This window comes from Brevundimonas sp. PWP3-1b1 (assembly GCF_049896065.1).
Classification (GTDB): Bacteria; Pseudomonadota; Alphaproteobacteria; order Caulobacterales; family Caulobacteraceae; genus Brevundimonas; species Brevundimonas intermedia_B.
This window is the reverse complement of sequence record NZ_JAFCTO010000002.1, coordinates 768,779-782,013: the sequence shown is the minus strand read 5'-3', so window position 1 is coordinate 782,013 and position 13,235 is coordinate 768,779. Positions and strand designations below refer to the sequence as shown.

At 64.2% G+C, this 13,235-nt stretch carries 21 protein-coding genes and 1 tRNA gene; 9 read left to right on the top strand and 13 right to left on the bottom strand.

What is annotated here, in order from left to right; all coding sequences use genetic code 11:
• Nucleotides 1–115: 115 nt before the first annotated feature.
• Nucleotides 116–652, bottom strand: a complete 537-nt coding sequence (locus ACP69V_RS15655) for a hypothetical protein (RefSeq protein WP_426024668.1) — start codon at nucleotides 650–652, stop codon at nucleotides 116–118.
• A gap of 115 nt (nucleotides 653–767) precedes the next feature.
• On the bottom strand, nucleotides 768–1,070 hold the full coding sequence (locus tag ACP69V_RS15650) for a hypothetical protein (RefSeq protein WP_426024667.1): 303 nt from the start codon (nucleotides 1,068–1,070) through the stop codon (nucleotides 768–770).
• Between the two features lie 22 nt (nucleotides 1,071–1,092).
• Between ACP69V_RS15650 and ACP69V_RS15645 the strand changes: the two genes are divergently transcribed.
• The 4 genes from ACP69V_RS15645 to ACP69V_RS15630 all read left to right on the top strand — a co-directional run bounded on the left by ACP69V_RS15645 (nucleotide 1,093) and on the right by ACP69V_RS15630 (nucleotide 2,968).
• Nucleotides 1,093–1,572, top strand: a complete 480-nt coding sequence (locus ACP69V_RS15645; protein ID WP_426024666.1) for a hypothetical protein — start codon at nucleotides 1,093–1,095, stop codon at nucleotides 1,570–1,572.
• Nucleotides 1,572–2,009, top strand: a complete 438-nt coding sequence (locus tag ACP69V_RS15640; protein WP_426024665.1) for a hypothetical protein — start codon at nucleotides 1,572–1,574, stop codon at nucleotides 2,007–2,009. Before ACP69V_RS15645 ends, ACP69V_RS15640 begins: the two co-directional genes overlap by 1 nt.
• Nucleotides 2,006–2,314: a hypothetical protein gene (locus ACP69V_RS15635; RefSeq protein WP_426024664.1), complete on the top strand. Its 309-nt coding sequence runs from the start codon at nucleotides 2,006–2,008 to the stop codon at nucleotides 2,312–2,314. Before ACP69V_RS15640 ends, ACP69V_RS15635 begins: the two co-directional genes overlap by 4 nt.
• Nucleotides 2,315–2,683: 369 nt before the next feature.
• On the top strand, nucleotides 2,684–2,968 hold the full coding sequence (locus ACP69V_RS15630; protein WP_426024663.1) for a hypothetical protein: 285 nt from the start codon (nucleotides 2,684–2,686) through the stop codon (nucleotides 2,966–2,968).
• A gap of 122 nt (nucleotides 2,969–3,090) precedes the next feature.
• On the opposite strand, the gene ACP69V_RS15625 is transcribed toward ACP69V_RS15630, so the two are convergent.
• Entirely contained in the window at nucleotides 3,091–3,306 is a 216-nt protein-coding gene (locus tag ACP69V_RS15625; RefSeq protein WP_426024662.1) for a hypothetical protein, read from the bottom strand.
• Between the two features lie 470 nt (nucleotides 3,307–3,776).
• Here ACP69V_RS15625 and ACP69V_RS15620 point away from each other — a divergent pair, with 470 nt between their 5' ends.
• Nucleotides 3,777–4,574 carry a BRO-N domain-containing protein gene (locus ACP69V_RS15620; RefSeq protein WP_426024661.1) on the top strand — a complete coding sequence of 266 codons (798 nt, stop codon included), beginning with the start codon at nucleotides 3,777–3,779 and terminating at the stop codon, nucleotides 4,572–4,574.
• A gap of 33 nt (nucleotides 4,575–4,607) precedes the next feature.
• Here ACP69V_RS15620 and ACP69V_RS15615 read toward each other — a convergent pair whose 3' ends face one another.
• The 10 genes from ACP69V_RS15615 to ACP69V_RS15570 all read right to left on the bottom strand — a co-directional run bounded on the left by ACP69V_RS15615 (nucleotide 4,608) and on the right by ACP69V_RS15570 (nucleotide 9,394).
• Complete coding sequence (locus tag ACP69V_RS15615; protein WP_426024660.1) at nucleotides 4,608–5,030, bottom strand: hypothetical protein; 423 nt, start codon at nucleotides 5,028–5,030, stop codon at nucleotides 4,608–4,610.
• Complete coding sequence (locus ACP69V_RS15610; protein WP_426024659.1) at nucleotides 5,030–5,749, bottom strand: SOS response-associated peptidase family protein; 720 nt, start codon at nucleotides 5,747–5,749, stop codon at nucleotides 5,030–5,032. Before ACP69V_RS15610 ends, ACP69V_RS15615 begins: the two co-directional genes overlap by 1 nt.
• Nucleotides 5,749–5,913, bottom strand: coding sequence for a hypothetical protein (locus ACP69V_RS15605; protein ID WP_426024658.1), 165 nt, complete (start codon nucleotides 5,911–5,913; stop codon nucleotides 5,749–5,751). The genes ACP69V_RS15610 and ACP69V_RS15605 overlap by 1 nt, the downstream gene beginning before the upstream one ends.
• A 9-nt stretch (nucleotides 5,914–5,922) precedes the next feature.
• Nucleotides 5,923–6,162 carry a hypothetical protein gene (locus ACP69V_RS15600; protein WP_426024657.1) on the bottom strand — a complete coding sequence of 80 codons (240 nt, stop codon included), beginning with the start codon at nucleotides 6,160–6,162 and terminating at the stop codon, nucleotides 5,923–5,925.
• A gap of 143 nt (nucleotides 6,163–6,305) precedes the next feature.
• A complete protein-coding gene (locus ACP69V_RS15595; protein WP_426024656.1) occupies nucleotides 6,306–6,902 on the bottom strand; it encodes a DUF4142 domain-containing protein in 597 nt (198 codons plus the stop codon).
• Nucleotides 6,903–7,164: 262 nt separating this feature from the next.
• The gene (locus ACP69V_RS15590) at nucleotides 7,165–7,602 is read right to left on the bottom strand and encodes a hypothetical protein (RefSeq protein ID WP_426024655.1); all 438 of its coding nucleotides are present in this window, start codon (nucleotides 7,600–7,602) and stop codon (nucleotides 7,165–7,167) included.
• The gene (locus tag ACP69V_RS15585) at nucleotides 7,599–7,835 is read right to left on the bottom strand and encodes a hypothetical protein (RefSeq protein WP_426024654.1); all 237 of its coding nucleotides are present in this window, start codon (nucleotides 7,833–7,835) and stop codon (nucleotides 7,599–7,601) included. The genes ACP69V_RS15590 and ACP69V_RS15585 overlap by 4 nt, the downstream gene beginning before the upstream one ends.
• Before the next feature lie 208 nt (nucleotides 7,836–8,043).
• A tRNA-Arg gene (locus ACP69V_RS15580) sits at nucleotides 8,044–8,120 on the bottom strand.
• A gap of 177 nt (nucleotides 8,121–8,297) precedes the next feature.
• Complete coding sequence (locus ACP69V_RS15575) at nucleotides 8,298–9,092, bottom strand: SDR family oxidoreductase (RefSeq protein WP_426024653.1); 795 nt, start codon at nucleotides 9,090–9,092, stop codon at nucleotides 8,298–8,300.
• The gene (locus ACP69V_RS15570; RefSeq protein WP_426024652.1) at nucleotides 9,089–9,394 is read right to left on the bottom strand and encodes a 4a-hydroxytetrahydrobiopterin dehydratase; all 306 of its coding nucleotides are present in this window, start codon (nucleotides 9,392–9,394) and stop codon (nucleotides 9,089–9,091) included. The genes ACP69V_RS15575 and ACP69V_RS15570 overlap by 4 nt, the downstream gene beginning before the upstream one ends.
• 160 nt (nucleotides 9,395–9,554) lie before the next feature.
• Between ACP69V_RS15570 and ACP69V_RS15565 the strand changes: the two genes are divergently transcribed.
• From ACP69V_RS15565 to ACP69V_RS15550, 4 genes are read left to right on the top strand one after another with little or no spacing between them, the layout of a single operon-like run.
• Nucleotides 9,555–10,256 (top strand): Crp/Fnr family transcriptional regulator, encoded by a 702-nt coding sequence (locus ACP69V_RS15565; protein ID WP_426024651.1) that lies wholly within the window; start codon nucleotides 9,555–9,557, stop codon nucleotides 10,254–10,256.
• A gap of 51 nt (nucleotides 10,257–10,307) precedes the next feature.
• The gene (gene ubiE, locus ACP69V_RS15560; protein WP_426024650.1) at nucleotides 10,308–11,096 is read left to right on the top strand and encodes a bifunctional demethylmenaquinone methyltransferase/2-methoxy-6-polyprenyl-1,4-benzoquinol methylase UbiE; all 789 of its coding nucleotides are present in this window, start codon (nucleotides 10,308–10,310) and stop codon (nucleotides 11,094–11,096) included.
• Entirely contained in the window at nucleotides 11,084–12,661 is a 1,578-nt protein-coding gene (gene ubiB / locus ACP69V_RS15555) for a 2-polyprenylphenol 6-hydroxylase (RefSeq protein WP_426024649.1), read from the top strand. The genes ubiE and ubiB overlap by 13 nt, the downstream gene beginning before the upstream one ends.
• A 14-nt stretch (nucleotides 12,662–12,675) precedes the next feature.
• The gene (locus tag ACP69V_RS15550; RefSeq protein WP_426024648.1) at nucleotides 12,676–13,149 is read left to right on the top strand and encodes a hypothetical protein; all 474 of its coding nucleotides are present in this window, start codon (nucleotides 12,676–12,678) and stop codon (nucleotides 13,147–13,149) included.
• Nucleotides 13,150–13,235 lie beyond the last annotated feature (86 nt).

Below are 13,235 nucleotides of genomic sequence, written 5' to 3'. Positions count from 1 at the left end.
GAGCGATGCCCTCCGAGGCTCGCATTCTCGCTGCCTCACGCGTGACGTAAGTGTCCGATCGTCACGCGATCTCCCTCGCCGGGTCGCGCGGCTTTCCAAGCCCCGCCGTCGTGACCTAAGAGGTTGAGGCGTCGTCTACCTTGAAGTACCGCAGCATGTGACCATCATCTCCCGGCCGGATGTCGAGGATGTCTTCGACATCGCCTGCTTCGATTCTGTCAGCGTGGAGAGCCATTAGTGCGATGTGGCGGCGGATGACGTCGCCACCCCCCTTTTCCGGGAGGTTACTTATGCTGACATACGCGCCGCGGTCATATGGACCGGCATCGTCGAAAGGTTGTTCGGGAGTGGGGCTTGTACGAAGTTCAACATCGAAGCCTTCGGTCTGTCGATCGCGAACGTAGGCAACCAGTCGCTCTATCGCTGCATCAGTGAGCCGATTGGTGACGTTCTCCGTAATGGTGCTTCCGGCCTCAGCGGCCAGAAACATGCCCAGCGCGATCCATGTCTCTTTCTTGGCGATCCATTGGATAATGCTATTTGGGCCAGCCAGCCCGACCAGCCCGACACCGGCGGGTTTCTCACCGAGGATGTCCCCCAGAATATCGATGAGCTCTTCTGGTCCTTCGTGGACGGCTGCCACAGCGTGCATTTGCTCTGTCCCAAAATAGCCTAAGGCGGGTTAGGCTTTCGACAGAGCGCAATCTACACGCATCCGTTTCCAACCAATCGCCCGAACACACCTACATCGACCCGCTGAGCGAGGCCTACGCGAACGTCTGGGTGATCAGCTGATCGGTCAGGTCAAGGTGAATCTCTAAGGCGGCAAGAGCTTCGGTTCGTGCGCGCTCGGCAGCGGCTCGGTCGCCTGCCGTCAGGTGCGCCCCGAACTCGGTGATCTTGGCGGCGACTAGCTGCTCCGCACCCATTGCGCGCCGCTCCAGCGTCCCGTCATCCATTGCAACCCCCATCGCTGATGCGGCCCGGCCGATGATGTCCTCGCCCAGCCAGGCCGCCTGACGCAGTTCGGGCACGAGCCGCGACGGCTGCGGCTTAGCCGCGAATTCCAATCCTCACAACCTGGAGACCAAAATGTCCAAGTACCGCTTGGGTGCGCAATCGCTTGCGCGCCTTAAGGGCGTTCAGCCCCAGCTCGCGCGCGTTGTCCAGGGCGCGATCGAGCGAACCAAACAGGACTTCATGGTCCTTGAGGGGGTGCGCTCGAAAGAGACCATGTGGGAATACTGGGGCAAGGGCCGCACGGCCGCCCAGTGTCGCGCCGCTGGGGTCCCCGAAAAGTACGCCAAGCCGACCCTGGCGAAGGTGACCTGGCTGAGCAACCCGCTCGGATCCAATCACCGGATCATGTCGGACGGTTTCGGCCATGCCGTCGACCTGTGCCCTTTCCCCGTTGACTGGAATACGCCGGCGAAGTTCGACGCCATCGCCGACGCCATGTTCGCCTCGGCCAAGGATCTGGGCGTCAAGATCCGATGGGGCGCGGACTGGGATCAGGACGGCAATCCGCGCGAACGCGGTGAAACCGACAGCCCTCACTTCGAGGTGGCATAATGAAGATCCGAGATCTCTTCCCGTCGCGCCTGACGGTGGCGGCATGCATCGGCTGCGCCGTCTTCATCCCCTTGGCCGTCGCCGCCTCCTACCAATGGGGTGTGACGCACCGAGACATGGTCCGCGAAGAGCAGCGGGCCAATGGCCTGTGGTCGGACATCAACGCCCCGAACATCGGCTACAAGGACCGCCTGACCATGTGCGGCGCCAACCTTGCCGGCGCACAGTCCGCGCTGGCCCGGCAGAACCAGGCCGTCGATGATCTGAAGGCCGCGAGCGACGCCGCCGCCGATCGGGCACAGGCCGCCGTCGATGCGGCCCAGGCCCGTGCCCGTGCCGCTCAGCAGCGTGCGCAGCAGCTGCTGCTTGAAACACCCCGCTCCGGCGAAACCCGCTGCGAAGCGGCCGACCGGCTTATCCTGGAGCAAGTCCGATGAAACGCGTCCTGATCCTGTCCGCCCTGCTGCTGGCCAGCTGCAACTCCACGCCGAAGGTTACGCCCGAACCCGTGGTCCAGATCGTCGAGGTGAAGGTGCCGGTGGCCATCCCTTGCGACCCCGACATCGGCCCTGAGCCAGCCTATGTGGACACGCCCGAGGCCATCGCTATGGCGCCGGACATCTTCGCCCGCACCGTCCTGCTGCTCGCCGGCCGTGTGCAGCGCATCGCGCGAGATGAGGTGAAGACGGCCGCGCTGGATGAGTGTCGCCGCCCGCCGGCCGTGCCGCCCCGGCCGGGCTAGTCCCTCAATAATTCGGCCGGACAGCGAACCGCTTCAGTTGCGGGCGCGTTGGTTGGTTATGGATAAGAAGCCCCCACGCGATACCCCCATCGGTTACGAAGACGCGCCCGACGAGGTGAGCAAGGGCGCGTTCAAAATCTCTGGGCTAGCGATTGCGGCTGCTGCGGTCGTCTGCCTGGCCCTGATTGCCCTAGTCATTGTCCGATCAGGCGGCATTTAAGCAGCACCTAGTTACTATCGAGGCCCGCTCTCTCCGGAGGGCGGGCCTTTTGTCGTTTCAAGCCTCCCTCCACGGCCCTCGTGCAGGCACTCAGCGGAACTTTCCCGACCTGCACCTGTTCAATCGGCTTCATAGGGAGGATCTTTTCGATGGCTACTGAACATGAAGTTCGCCGCACCGACGGCACCGTAGAGCGTACTACTACGACGAACGGAGCTGCAGTCGAAACGCGTCGCGGCAGCGGCATGGGCGGCATGGTTGCGCTCATCATCGGCCTGCTGGCGGTTGTCGTGATTGGTTATTTCCTGCTCAACATGAGCAACAACGAAGCGGTCGAATCCAACGCGATCGCTGGTGCGGCAGAGAGCGTCGGCAACGCCGCTGACAACGTTGGCGACGCAGCCGGATCTGCGGTTCCGTCTACCGACCGCTAAGGTCAGGTTCTCGAAACCAAGCCCGTCATCCGAGAGGGTGGCGGGCCTTCTGCTTTTTGCACCCATGCCGACGATTGCATTGATCGTCACCCTCGTCGGCAATCCAATCCCCGGCGCCGGGATTACGCGTTCGCCATCATCCAATGCCGGAAGGCATCTGCGTCGGCTTTCGATCCGAAATGGAAGTTGTCGACCATCGGGTAAAACCAGCCCTGCCCCGGCTGGCCAGACAGCCAGGCGATCCACTGCGCGCGAACGACCGGCCCTCGATCTGGCAGGCTCAGAGTGGTGATCCGTTCCCGAACCTTTGCCCATTCGTTTGGCGTCAGCTGCTTCATGGGCGCCGGTAGATAGCGCTTCGGATGCGGTGTCGATCACCTCGCCGGGTTTTCAACAGCCGATTATCGAGGCCCGTCATCCGAAAGGGTGGCGGGCCTTTCGCTTTTGCGGCGTTGAATAACGACATAAGCATATCGTTATGTCTTGCAGCCCTCCACTGAATTCCGGTCAGTAATTGGCGTGCTCCCCAGGCCCGCACGACTTGTCCGACTGATTCGCCCACTAATCGACGGTCAAGTCCATTGACGGGTCATTAGGCATGTGCGCCGTATGGTGGAGTTGATCGGAATTGCAAAAGCCGTCGGCGCGGGAACGCCAACGGCCTCTGGCTTGACGATACTGTCGGGGTTTGGATCATCCGGCAGCGAGTTCGCCATCTCTTCGATGAGAGGTAAGCACCTCTACGGTGAATTCGTCAACCGATCCTTACGTCGTTCGGCTTCGTGCCGGCGCTTTAGGACTGTTTGATATGCAATACGCCTTGAAGGTTTTTGAAACCGAAGACCGCATCAACTTTCGAACGATCAACCGAGACGGCGATCCATGGTTCGTCCTGTCTGACGTGTGCCAGGCGTTGGAGATCGCAAACGTGCCCCAGGCCGCTAGCCGTCTCGATGACGACGAAAAGGGTATCATTACTGTAGATACCCTTGGCGGGCCTCAGAAGCTCACGATCATCAACGAAAGCGGCCTCTACAGCCTCATCCTGACCAGCCGTAAGGAAGGGGCCAAAAAGTTCAAAAAATGGGTCACGTCGGAGGTGCTGCCGTCGATCCGCAAGACCGGCACCTACGGCGGCCGAGTTCCGGCGTTCATTAAGCGCTACAACGAAAATTGGGATCGCATTGAGCAGGGGCACTTCTCCGTCCTGAACGAGCTTGTAATCCGCGTTTGGGGGCGCCTTGAGCAGTCAGGCCACACCATGGCCGACAAGGCGCCGGATGGGACCGAAATCCGTATGGACGGGAGCGTTGGTCGCTGCTTCAGCGACTGGCTAAAGAAGCACCATCCGACGATCTCGACGTCGTTCTCCTACTACATGCACAAGACCGCCCAATGGGAAGGTGAGGTGCGCCAGTATCCCATGTCGATGCTCCCGATCTTCCTCGAATATGTCGATACGGTTTGGATTCCCGAGCGGGCGGCCGACTACTTCAAGACCCGCGATGCGGCGGCTCTGCCTTATCTTCAGAAGTTGCTTCCCGATCCATCCAAGCCGAAAGCTGGAATGATGAAGCGTCCGACGCTGCCCTATCGCCGCAAGTGACCAGCGGGGCCGTCATCCTTCAGGGTGGCGGCCTTACCAGAACGACAAGCTGGGATGTTCGGCTTGAAGCCAGTTTTTGAAAGCTGACATGCCCTTGGTCTCTCGCTGAAACACAGCCGCAAATTCGCCGGCAGCGACGGCGAGCACAAGGAAGTTTGCCGACGGCATGAAGTTCGCGAGAACGTCGTCCGGGTCGCGCATGGCGTGCTTCATAAACAGGTATGACTCGTCGAACCGATCGCGGAACGCCTTCCCCATGCCCGGTGCGTCATGGTGGGCGATGTAGGGGGTCGTGATGTTTTTCGTCACGGCTACCCCACGCAGGACATGGATCGCGGAGAACACCAAGATATGGACGGCGACTGGATCGCCGCCGTTAAGGTGGAGATCGATCGCAGCATCCAAGGCCCGCTGAGCCACGTCTTCCTTGGTCAGGGGAAGAATCGATTCGCCCATCAGTCAGGCTTCGGCTGCTGGATCACCTCCAGAGCGCCGTCTGCAAGCGGTCGCTGCAGCTCTCTGGCGATCTCCCACGGCGCCGACATCCACATCTCGATCTCGTCGGGCTCTGTGAGGATCACAGGCATGGCCTTAGGGTGAACCGCTCCGACCTCAGCGTTCGGCTCGGTCGTCAGGAAGGCGAAGACGTCGATCGTCTCCATGCCTGTCTTGATCTTGCGGACGCCGGTGTGGGCCTGGAGGTGGATCCCGGCGAAGAAGGCCAGGGGTTCGGGATCTTCGCCCGCCAGCTTGAACCAGATCGGACGGTACTCGCCCGCCGCATCCCGGCCGGGTTCGCTGAACGCCGTGAACGGCACCAGACACCGCTGCGCCGGCGACAGGTGCGGGCGCCAATGGCTGGAGCTGGTGTTGCGGACGTTCGTGGTGCCGCTGTCGGGTTCGAATTCCAGGATCTTCTGGAAATCTACCTCGCCGCCCTTGGCTCGCAGCTTGTCCGCGCGCTTGGTGGCGTTGTCGAAGATCGCTTTCTTGGACGACGGCATGCCCCAGCGCGCGGAAGCGAGGATCCGATCATCGCCCTCCCAGCGCACGATCGGCGCGGGATAATCGGGGTAGATGTCGCCGGGCGCCAGGTTGCCGGCCGTCGAGCGCATGGCCTTGGCCATGTCCAGGATGGCCTGAGGGCCGGAGCGCTGGCGATAGAGGTTGCACATCAGGTGTCGCTGCGATTTCGCCAGAAGGCCGTCGTCATACCCATTCCGACCGCAACGCCGATGGCTAGCCAGACCCCCATATTGTCTGTTGCCGCGCCAATGGCGACCCCGGCGCCAACGCCGGCTCCGAGCGGCAGCCATGCCTTAAGATCATTCTTCGTCATGCGTGGTCCTCAATCGATCAGCCCGCGCCGCTGCATGTCGATGATGATGGGGTCGGTGAGCGAGGCGATGACCTCGACGTCAAAGGCGTCCTCGGCCGCCGTCTCGTCAGCGAATGACCGCGGCTGGTTCGCCCGCAGCGTGGACAGCCGCCACGACGACTGCACGACCCTTTGTTGTCCCGCCAGATGTTCGATTCGCTGCAGCTGCACGCCAGCTTGCGATTTGATGAGGGTCTTCCGTGTTCCCATGGCTCAATCCTCCCGGATCGGAACCTGACACGATGTACGGCGATTGTGGAGTCGAGACCGATTTCGAAGATCGGTTTCGTTCCTGCTTAACTTGGCCGCCGCCCTGTCTTAGGACGGCGGCCTTCTCGTTCAGTCATTCGGTCTTAGTTCATCGCGTCAAGCAGCGTCTGAGCGCGGTCGCGGTGCATGGTGACCGGCGCGATCAGCTCCCGAGCCAGGGTCGCCAGCCCAGGGGCATCGGTGTTGTCAGAAAAACCATTCAGAAGAGTCAGAGTCTCGTTATGAGCCGCGACCTGCTGCGTCAGATAGACCTTGTCGAAGTCGTCTGGGGTCGCGGCGTTGAGATTGTCGACCATGCCCTTCCGACGCTCGTCCAGCGCGGTCGGGATCTCGACATCGGGCTCAGCAGCAGCGGCTGCGGTCTGCAGCTTCTGGCCAGCATCAGTGTGGTCCTTGGTAATCATAGCGGCCAAGGCCTTGACGTCGGCATTCTTTGCTTTGGTCGCCGCCACTTTGGCAGCTTCCAACTCGTACATGTTTCCAATGCCCAAGTTGGTGACGAAGCCGTCGACTGTGTTGGCCCCCATGGTCATGGCAGACGTTTGGCCCACGACGCCCGCTGTGGCGTCCTGGGTGGCGTTGACGGCTTCGCCGGCGTTCTGGCCCGCGCTGTCGCCGCCCTGGCTACACGCCGCGAGTAGGGCAATCGACGCGACACTGGCTATGGCAAGATATCTCATGGAATGGGTCTCCCTATAAACTTCGGCAACCCATTACTGGCACCTGAGGTTCCAACAGTGCGTCGGACCCTGGTGAAGCTTCGAGCCAACCTCGTTTATTAATTTCCCGAACCCGAACCGCCGTCCTCTCGTAGGCGGCGGCTTTGTCGTCTCTCGGACACTGGGAACTGCAATGGCCTTCCATGGTTGTGGCGTCGGAGCCGGCCAGAGGGGTGACGGCCCGGCAACTGCGTCACCCCGTGCGACGGGCGGTCTTCCTCTCCTAGGTAGGGCCGCCTGTCGCTTCTGGCCTCGAAACTGGCCTGATGCCCGCCTTCTCCAGATTCTCATCAGCGCACATGCCGGTGATGGAGCGGCGATACTCCCAAACGTCAGAACCGACCTCATTCAGCCACGCGTTCAGACGTCGCGCCCAGATGATCTGGCCCGGCTCCGCAGTCGACACATCGAAACCCTCGCCGCCTGGGTCTCGCTTCGAATAGACCATGACGTGTCGGGACTGGCACGTGCTGCAATGAAGCGTCGCGGCCCATTCGCTGACCTGGGCAGGCAGCCATTTCGTGAACCGGGTGACGATGTCGCGGCCCGAGATATGGATCGTTCTGCCGCACTCCTTGCACTGAACGACCAGTTGATTGCCGCGATGGGGCAGGTCGATCATCCGGCCTGAGACGCCAGACAGGTAGGGCGCGTCGGTCATCGTCGAGAGAGGCGCGCCGCCAGCATGTGCGTTTCGTCGGCCGTCATCTTGGCAAACTGTCCCATGCCCAGCGCGAGAGCTGCGCCGACCAGGCGGTCGTTCTCTTCCTTGGACACATAGGCGACGTTCGATCCCGGCCCCTGCGTCGCCGGCAGGCTGGGGTGCGGCGGCGGGTTGCCGTCCAGTTCAGCGATCAGCTGCATGCGCTCTGAGAGCGAGAGGGGTTCCGACATTCTGTCCTCCGTCGCGCCACCGACCAAGCCCTCGTAAAATTCTGACGACCGACTCTGCAAGCGAATTCGGAACGAACAGGGAACATGCTCCGGGACTATTCCGGGACTTTGTGTCCCGGACCCGGTCAATCTTCACCCAATGTTCCCATATGGACGCCAGCCATGGGCAGGGGAGGGGGTGTCAGTTGATTGATTTGATTGAGGAAGATGGCGCACCCGACAGGATTCGAACCTGTGACCCCTGCCTTCGGAGGGCAGTACTCTATCCAGCTGAGCTACGGGTGCGCATGCGGCGTGACGCCGGAAGGGGCGGATTACAGCAAGGCGCGCGCGGCCTCAATCCCGAATAAGCGACAAGGACGGGATCATCAGCTTCAGGCGGCGCCTCAAGGTAAAGCCAGCGGCCTCAAGCAGCGCGAAGCGCGTTAGGCCCGGGAAGGAAAGCCGTAGGGCGCGCGCGCCCTACTGCGCCGTCATGCCGCCGTCGATCTTGAACTCGGAACCCGTGACGAACTTCGACTCGTCGGAAGCCAGGTAGAGGACGCAATAGGCGACGTCGTCGGGCTCCCCGATCCGCTTCAGCGGAATGCCGCGCGCCAGACGTTCGTGGGCCTTGTCCTCGTCCCCGCCGGCCATGGCGATGAAGGGATCCAGGATCGGGGTCTTGATGAAGACGGGGTGGACCGAGTTGCAGCGCACGTTCCAGTCGGCCTTGGCGGCTTCGAGCGCCAGTGTCTTGGTGTACATCCAGACGGCGGCCTTGGTGGCGTTGTAGGCGCCCATGCCGGGTGCGGCGACAAGGCCGGCGATGGACGAGATATTGATGATCGAGGCGGGGGCGGCGGCGCGCAGGTGCGGCATCGCGTGTTTGGCGCCCAGCATGATCGAACGGAGATTGATCTCGTACTGACGCTGCCAGTTGTCGACCGTGTCCTGTTCGACGAAGGCCAGGGGGCCGCCGACGCCGGCGTTGTTGACCAACACCGAAAGACCGCCCAGGTCGGCGACGGCGGCGGTGACGACCCGCTCCCAATCGGCCTCGCTGGCCACGTCGTGGGCGTAGGCGAAGGCGACGCCGGGTCGTTCGGCATTGATCCGGGCGGCCAGCAGGTTGGCGCGCTCGCCGTCGATGTCGGTGACGGCGACGCGGGCGCCCTCGCGCGCCAGCATGAAGGCCATGGCCTCACCCAGGCCGCCGGCGGCGCCGGTGATCAGGACGGTCTTGCCGGCGACGCGGCCGGTGCGGGGGGCGCTCACGACTTGACGCCCATGTCGGCGGCGGCCGCGTCGATGAAGCGTGCCAGGGTCACGTCCTTGTCGGTCACGCCGTCGGCGTCGTGGGTGGTCAGCAGCACCTCGACCCGGTCATAGACGTTGGACCATTCCGGGTGGTGGTCCATCTTGTCGGCCATCAGGGCGACGCGGGTCATGAAGCCGAAGGCGGCGTTGAAGTCGGCGAACTTCAGCGTCCGCACGATGGCCGAGCGCTCGCCGTCGAAGGCGCGCCATGAGGGAAGGATCTTCAGTGTTTCCGCTACGTCAAGACGGGCTTCGGTCATGGGGGCTTCCTCTTTTCTTTCGGCGTAACGCGCCCCGCGTGTTGCGGCAAGCCGGCGTTCAGGATCGAAAACCCCACGGCGGAACGCATGGTCAAGCTTCCGCGTTCTCAGGCCGTGTGGATGCGCCGCAAGGCGTCGTCCGGTCGTCAGCGGGGTTAAGATGGACAATCTCTGGATCGCCGCGCTGGACGCGGCCGACCGCAAGCGGATCGAACCTCATCTGAAGCAGGGTGAGATCGCGCGTGGACAGATGCTGTACGACGCCGGCGAGGCGGTCGATCGGGTCTGGTTTCCGCTCAAGGGGGTGGTGTCGCTGATGACCATCCTGCCCGACGACAAGATGGTCGAGACCGCCGCCATTGGCCGTGAAGGTCTGATCGGCGTCACCTGCGGCCCGTTCAACGCCCGCGCCGCCAGCCGGGCCATTTCCCAGCGCGACGGCGTCGCCGCCTATTGCTCGGCCGAAGTGTTCGGCGAGGCATTGGACGAAAGCGAGAGCCTGCGCCTAGCCCTGTCTCGCTTTACAGAGGGGCTGATGGCTCAGGTCCAGCAGGCCGCCGCCTGCAACGCCCAGCACCGGCTAGACGAGCGGCTGGCGCGCTGGCTGCTGATGCTGCACGACCGGGCCGAGGACGACCGGATCGACCTGACCCAGGCCGATATCGCCGGCATGCTCGGGGTGCGACGAGCCACCGTGTCCGAGGTCGGGACGGTGCTGGAGGGCAAGAGCCTGATCCAGCGAGGGCGCGGCTGGGTCAAGGTGCTGGACCGGGACGGCCTGGAGAAGGCGTCGTGCGGTTGTTACGGCCTGATGCGTGAAGTGACCAAGGATCTGAAATTGCCGCAGCCGGAAGCGGCCTGATCCGGCGTGTGATCGGGTGACGGCGGCGCGGCGACGCGCTAGACGGTGACCATGACCGACGCCTCCTCTCACGGCCCGCATTCCCAGGGTGACCGTTCCTCCTTCGGCTTCCGCGACGTGGACGCGCGCGAGAAGGTCAAGATGGTGCGCGGGGTCTTCGATTCCGTCGCCTCCAGCTACGACGTGATGAACGACCTGATGAGCGTCGGCGTCCACCGCATCTGGAAGGACATGGCCGCCGCCAAGCTGAACCCCCGTCCGGGCGAGACCATTCTGGACGTGGCGGGCGGCACCGGCGACATGGCGCGGCGCTATTCCAAGATGGCGCGCGCGGCCCAGGAACGGCGCGGCGGCGAAGACGCCAATGTCATCGTGCTGGACTACAACGCCGAGATGATCCTCGCCGGGGTTCACAAGGGCGGCGAGCCGGAGATGAGCTGGTCGGTCGGCGACGCGATGAACCTGCCGCTGCCCGACGCCTCAGTCGACGCCTATTCGATCAGTTTCGGCATCCGCAACGTGGCCCATATCGACAAGGCCTTGTCGGAGGCGCGTCGTGTGCTGAAGCCGGGTGGCCGGTTCCTGTGCCTGGAGTTCTCGCGCCCGACGACCAGCCCGATCCGCAAGGTCTATGACGCCTGGTCCTTCCACGCCATTCCGCGCATTGGCGGCTGGGTGGCCAAGGATCGCGACAGCTATCAGTATCTGGTCGAAAGCATCCGCCGCTTCCCCGACCAGATGGCCTTCAAGGGCCTGATCGAGGACGCCGGGTTCAAACGCGTCTCGGTGACCAATCTGTCGGGCGGGATCGCCGCCATCCATCACGGGTGGGCGATCTGACCCGAGTGTATCGCACGGCCCCGCCGCCGCCCGCCACCGTCGCGGTGCACAATCCCGTGGCGGCCTTTCTGCGCCTGCTGGGCTGGCTGTGGGTTCTGGCGCGGCATGATGCGCTGATCCCGCGCGAGGCCAACCCCCTGCTGCCTGTCTGGGCCCGACCCTTCGCCCGGGCGGTGCAGATGCTGTCCGGCCGAGACGGGCGTCAGGGCCGGCCGGGTCAGAGGCTGGGCAAGGCGTTCGAACATCTGGGGCCGGTGGCGATCAAACTGGGTCAGGTCCTTGCGACGCGCGCCGACATCTTCGGTCTGCAGTTCGCGCGCGACCTGGGCCGTTTGAAGGACGCCCTGCCGCCCTTTCCTCTGGAGGATGCGCGGCGCGAGATCGAGAAATCGCTGGGCCGATCGGTCGAGAGCCTGTTCACCGACCTCAGCCCGCCGGTCGCCGCCGCCTCCCTGGCGCAGGCGCACCGGGCGACCCTGGCCGACGGCCGGGCCGTGGCGGTCAAGGTGCTGAGGCCGGGGGTCGAGCGCCGGGTCGCCGACGGGCTGGACGCCATGCGGCTGGGCGCCGCCCTGGTCTGGCGGCTGGTTCCCCTGTCGCGCCGGCTGGAGCCCCAGGCCTTCGTCGAGACCATCGCCAACTCCATGGATCTTGAGCTGGATATGCGGCTGGAAGCTGCCGCCGCCAGTGAAATGGCCGATGTCATGGCCAAGGACGGCTATATGTCCGCCCCGGCCGTCATCTGGGACGGGGTGGGCAAGCGGGTGCTGACGCTGGAGTGGGCGCAGGGTGTGCCCATGACCGATCCGTCCTTGGCGGACCTGCCCGGCCTGGACACCGATCTGCTGGCCGACAATGTGGTGCGCGCCTTCCTGGTCCAGGCCCTGGACCACGGGGTCTTCCACGCCGACCTGCACGAGGGCAATCTGTTCGCCAGCGCTCCAGCCCATCTGACGGCCATCGACTTCGGCATCGTCGGGCGGCTGGGTCCGGCCGAGCGGCGCTATCTGGCCGAGATCCTGTGGGGCTTCATAAGCCGCGACTATGACCGGATCGCCCGCGTCCATTTCGAGGCCGGCTATGTGCCCGCCCATCATTCGGTCGAGACCTTCGCTCAGGCCCTGCGGGCGGTAGGCGAGCCGGTCATCGGCCGAGCGGCCAGCCAGGTGTCGATGGGCCGGCTGCTGGGGCAGCTGTTCGAGATCACCGCCCTGTTCGACATGCGGCTGAGGCCCGAGCTGATCCTGCTGCAGAAGACTATGGTCTCGGTCGAGGGGGTGGCGCGCCGGCTTCAACCCGACCACGACCTGTGGAAGGCCGCCCAGCCGGTGGTCGAACGCTGGATACGGCGCGAGCTGGGGCCGCAGGCCCAGGCCCGCGACGCCCTGAACGAAATGATTGCGGCCGCCCGCGCCATCTCGCGCCTGGTGCAGGAGCCGCCGCGTCCGGCGGCGGTGGTCATCGAAAAGTCGGGAACTCCGGCTTGGCTGACGGCTTCAGTCACGGTCGCGGTTCTCGCGGCCCTGACGGCCCTGGGCCTCTCGCTCTGGCCCTATCTGTCCTGACCGGAGCTTTCGCTATGAAGCCGACCCTGATGAAGACCACCCTGGCGGCAGCCTTGCTGCTGGCGCCCGTTCCCGCCTTCGCCCAGGCCGCCGCCGGCGCCGTACCCAACGCCTTTGATCGGCCCGCGCAGTCGGCGACGACCCAGGCCCGCCCTGCTCCTGCACCCGCGCCGACCGGCGCGGCCCAGGCGCCCGACATCGCCCGTTCGGAAGAGGCCTTGCGCGCCGTGATCGCTGCGGCCCAGGGGACCGGGTTCGACTATGCGGACTTCACGACCGGTCTGGGAACCCAGATCCGCCAGCAGGAGGCCCAGGTCATTCCGCTGATCAAGGGCTTCGGCGCGATCAAGACCGTCCAGTACGTCAGGCAGGAAGGCGAGGCCCAGATGTTCAAGGTCACCTTCGACAACCAGGTCACCGAATGGATGATCGGCTTCGACGCCGAAGACAAGATCGCCGCCCTGCTGTTCCGCCCAGCCGAGAGCTGACGGCTCAGGTCTCCGTCGCGGGCGGCGCATCGTCGTCCGGGATGGGTCGGTCTGGTGATACAGACGCGCCGCCGCGTAGAAGGGCG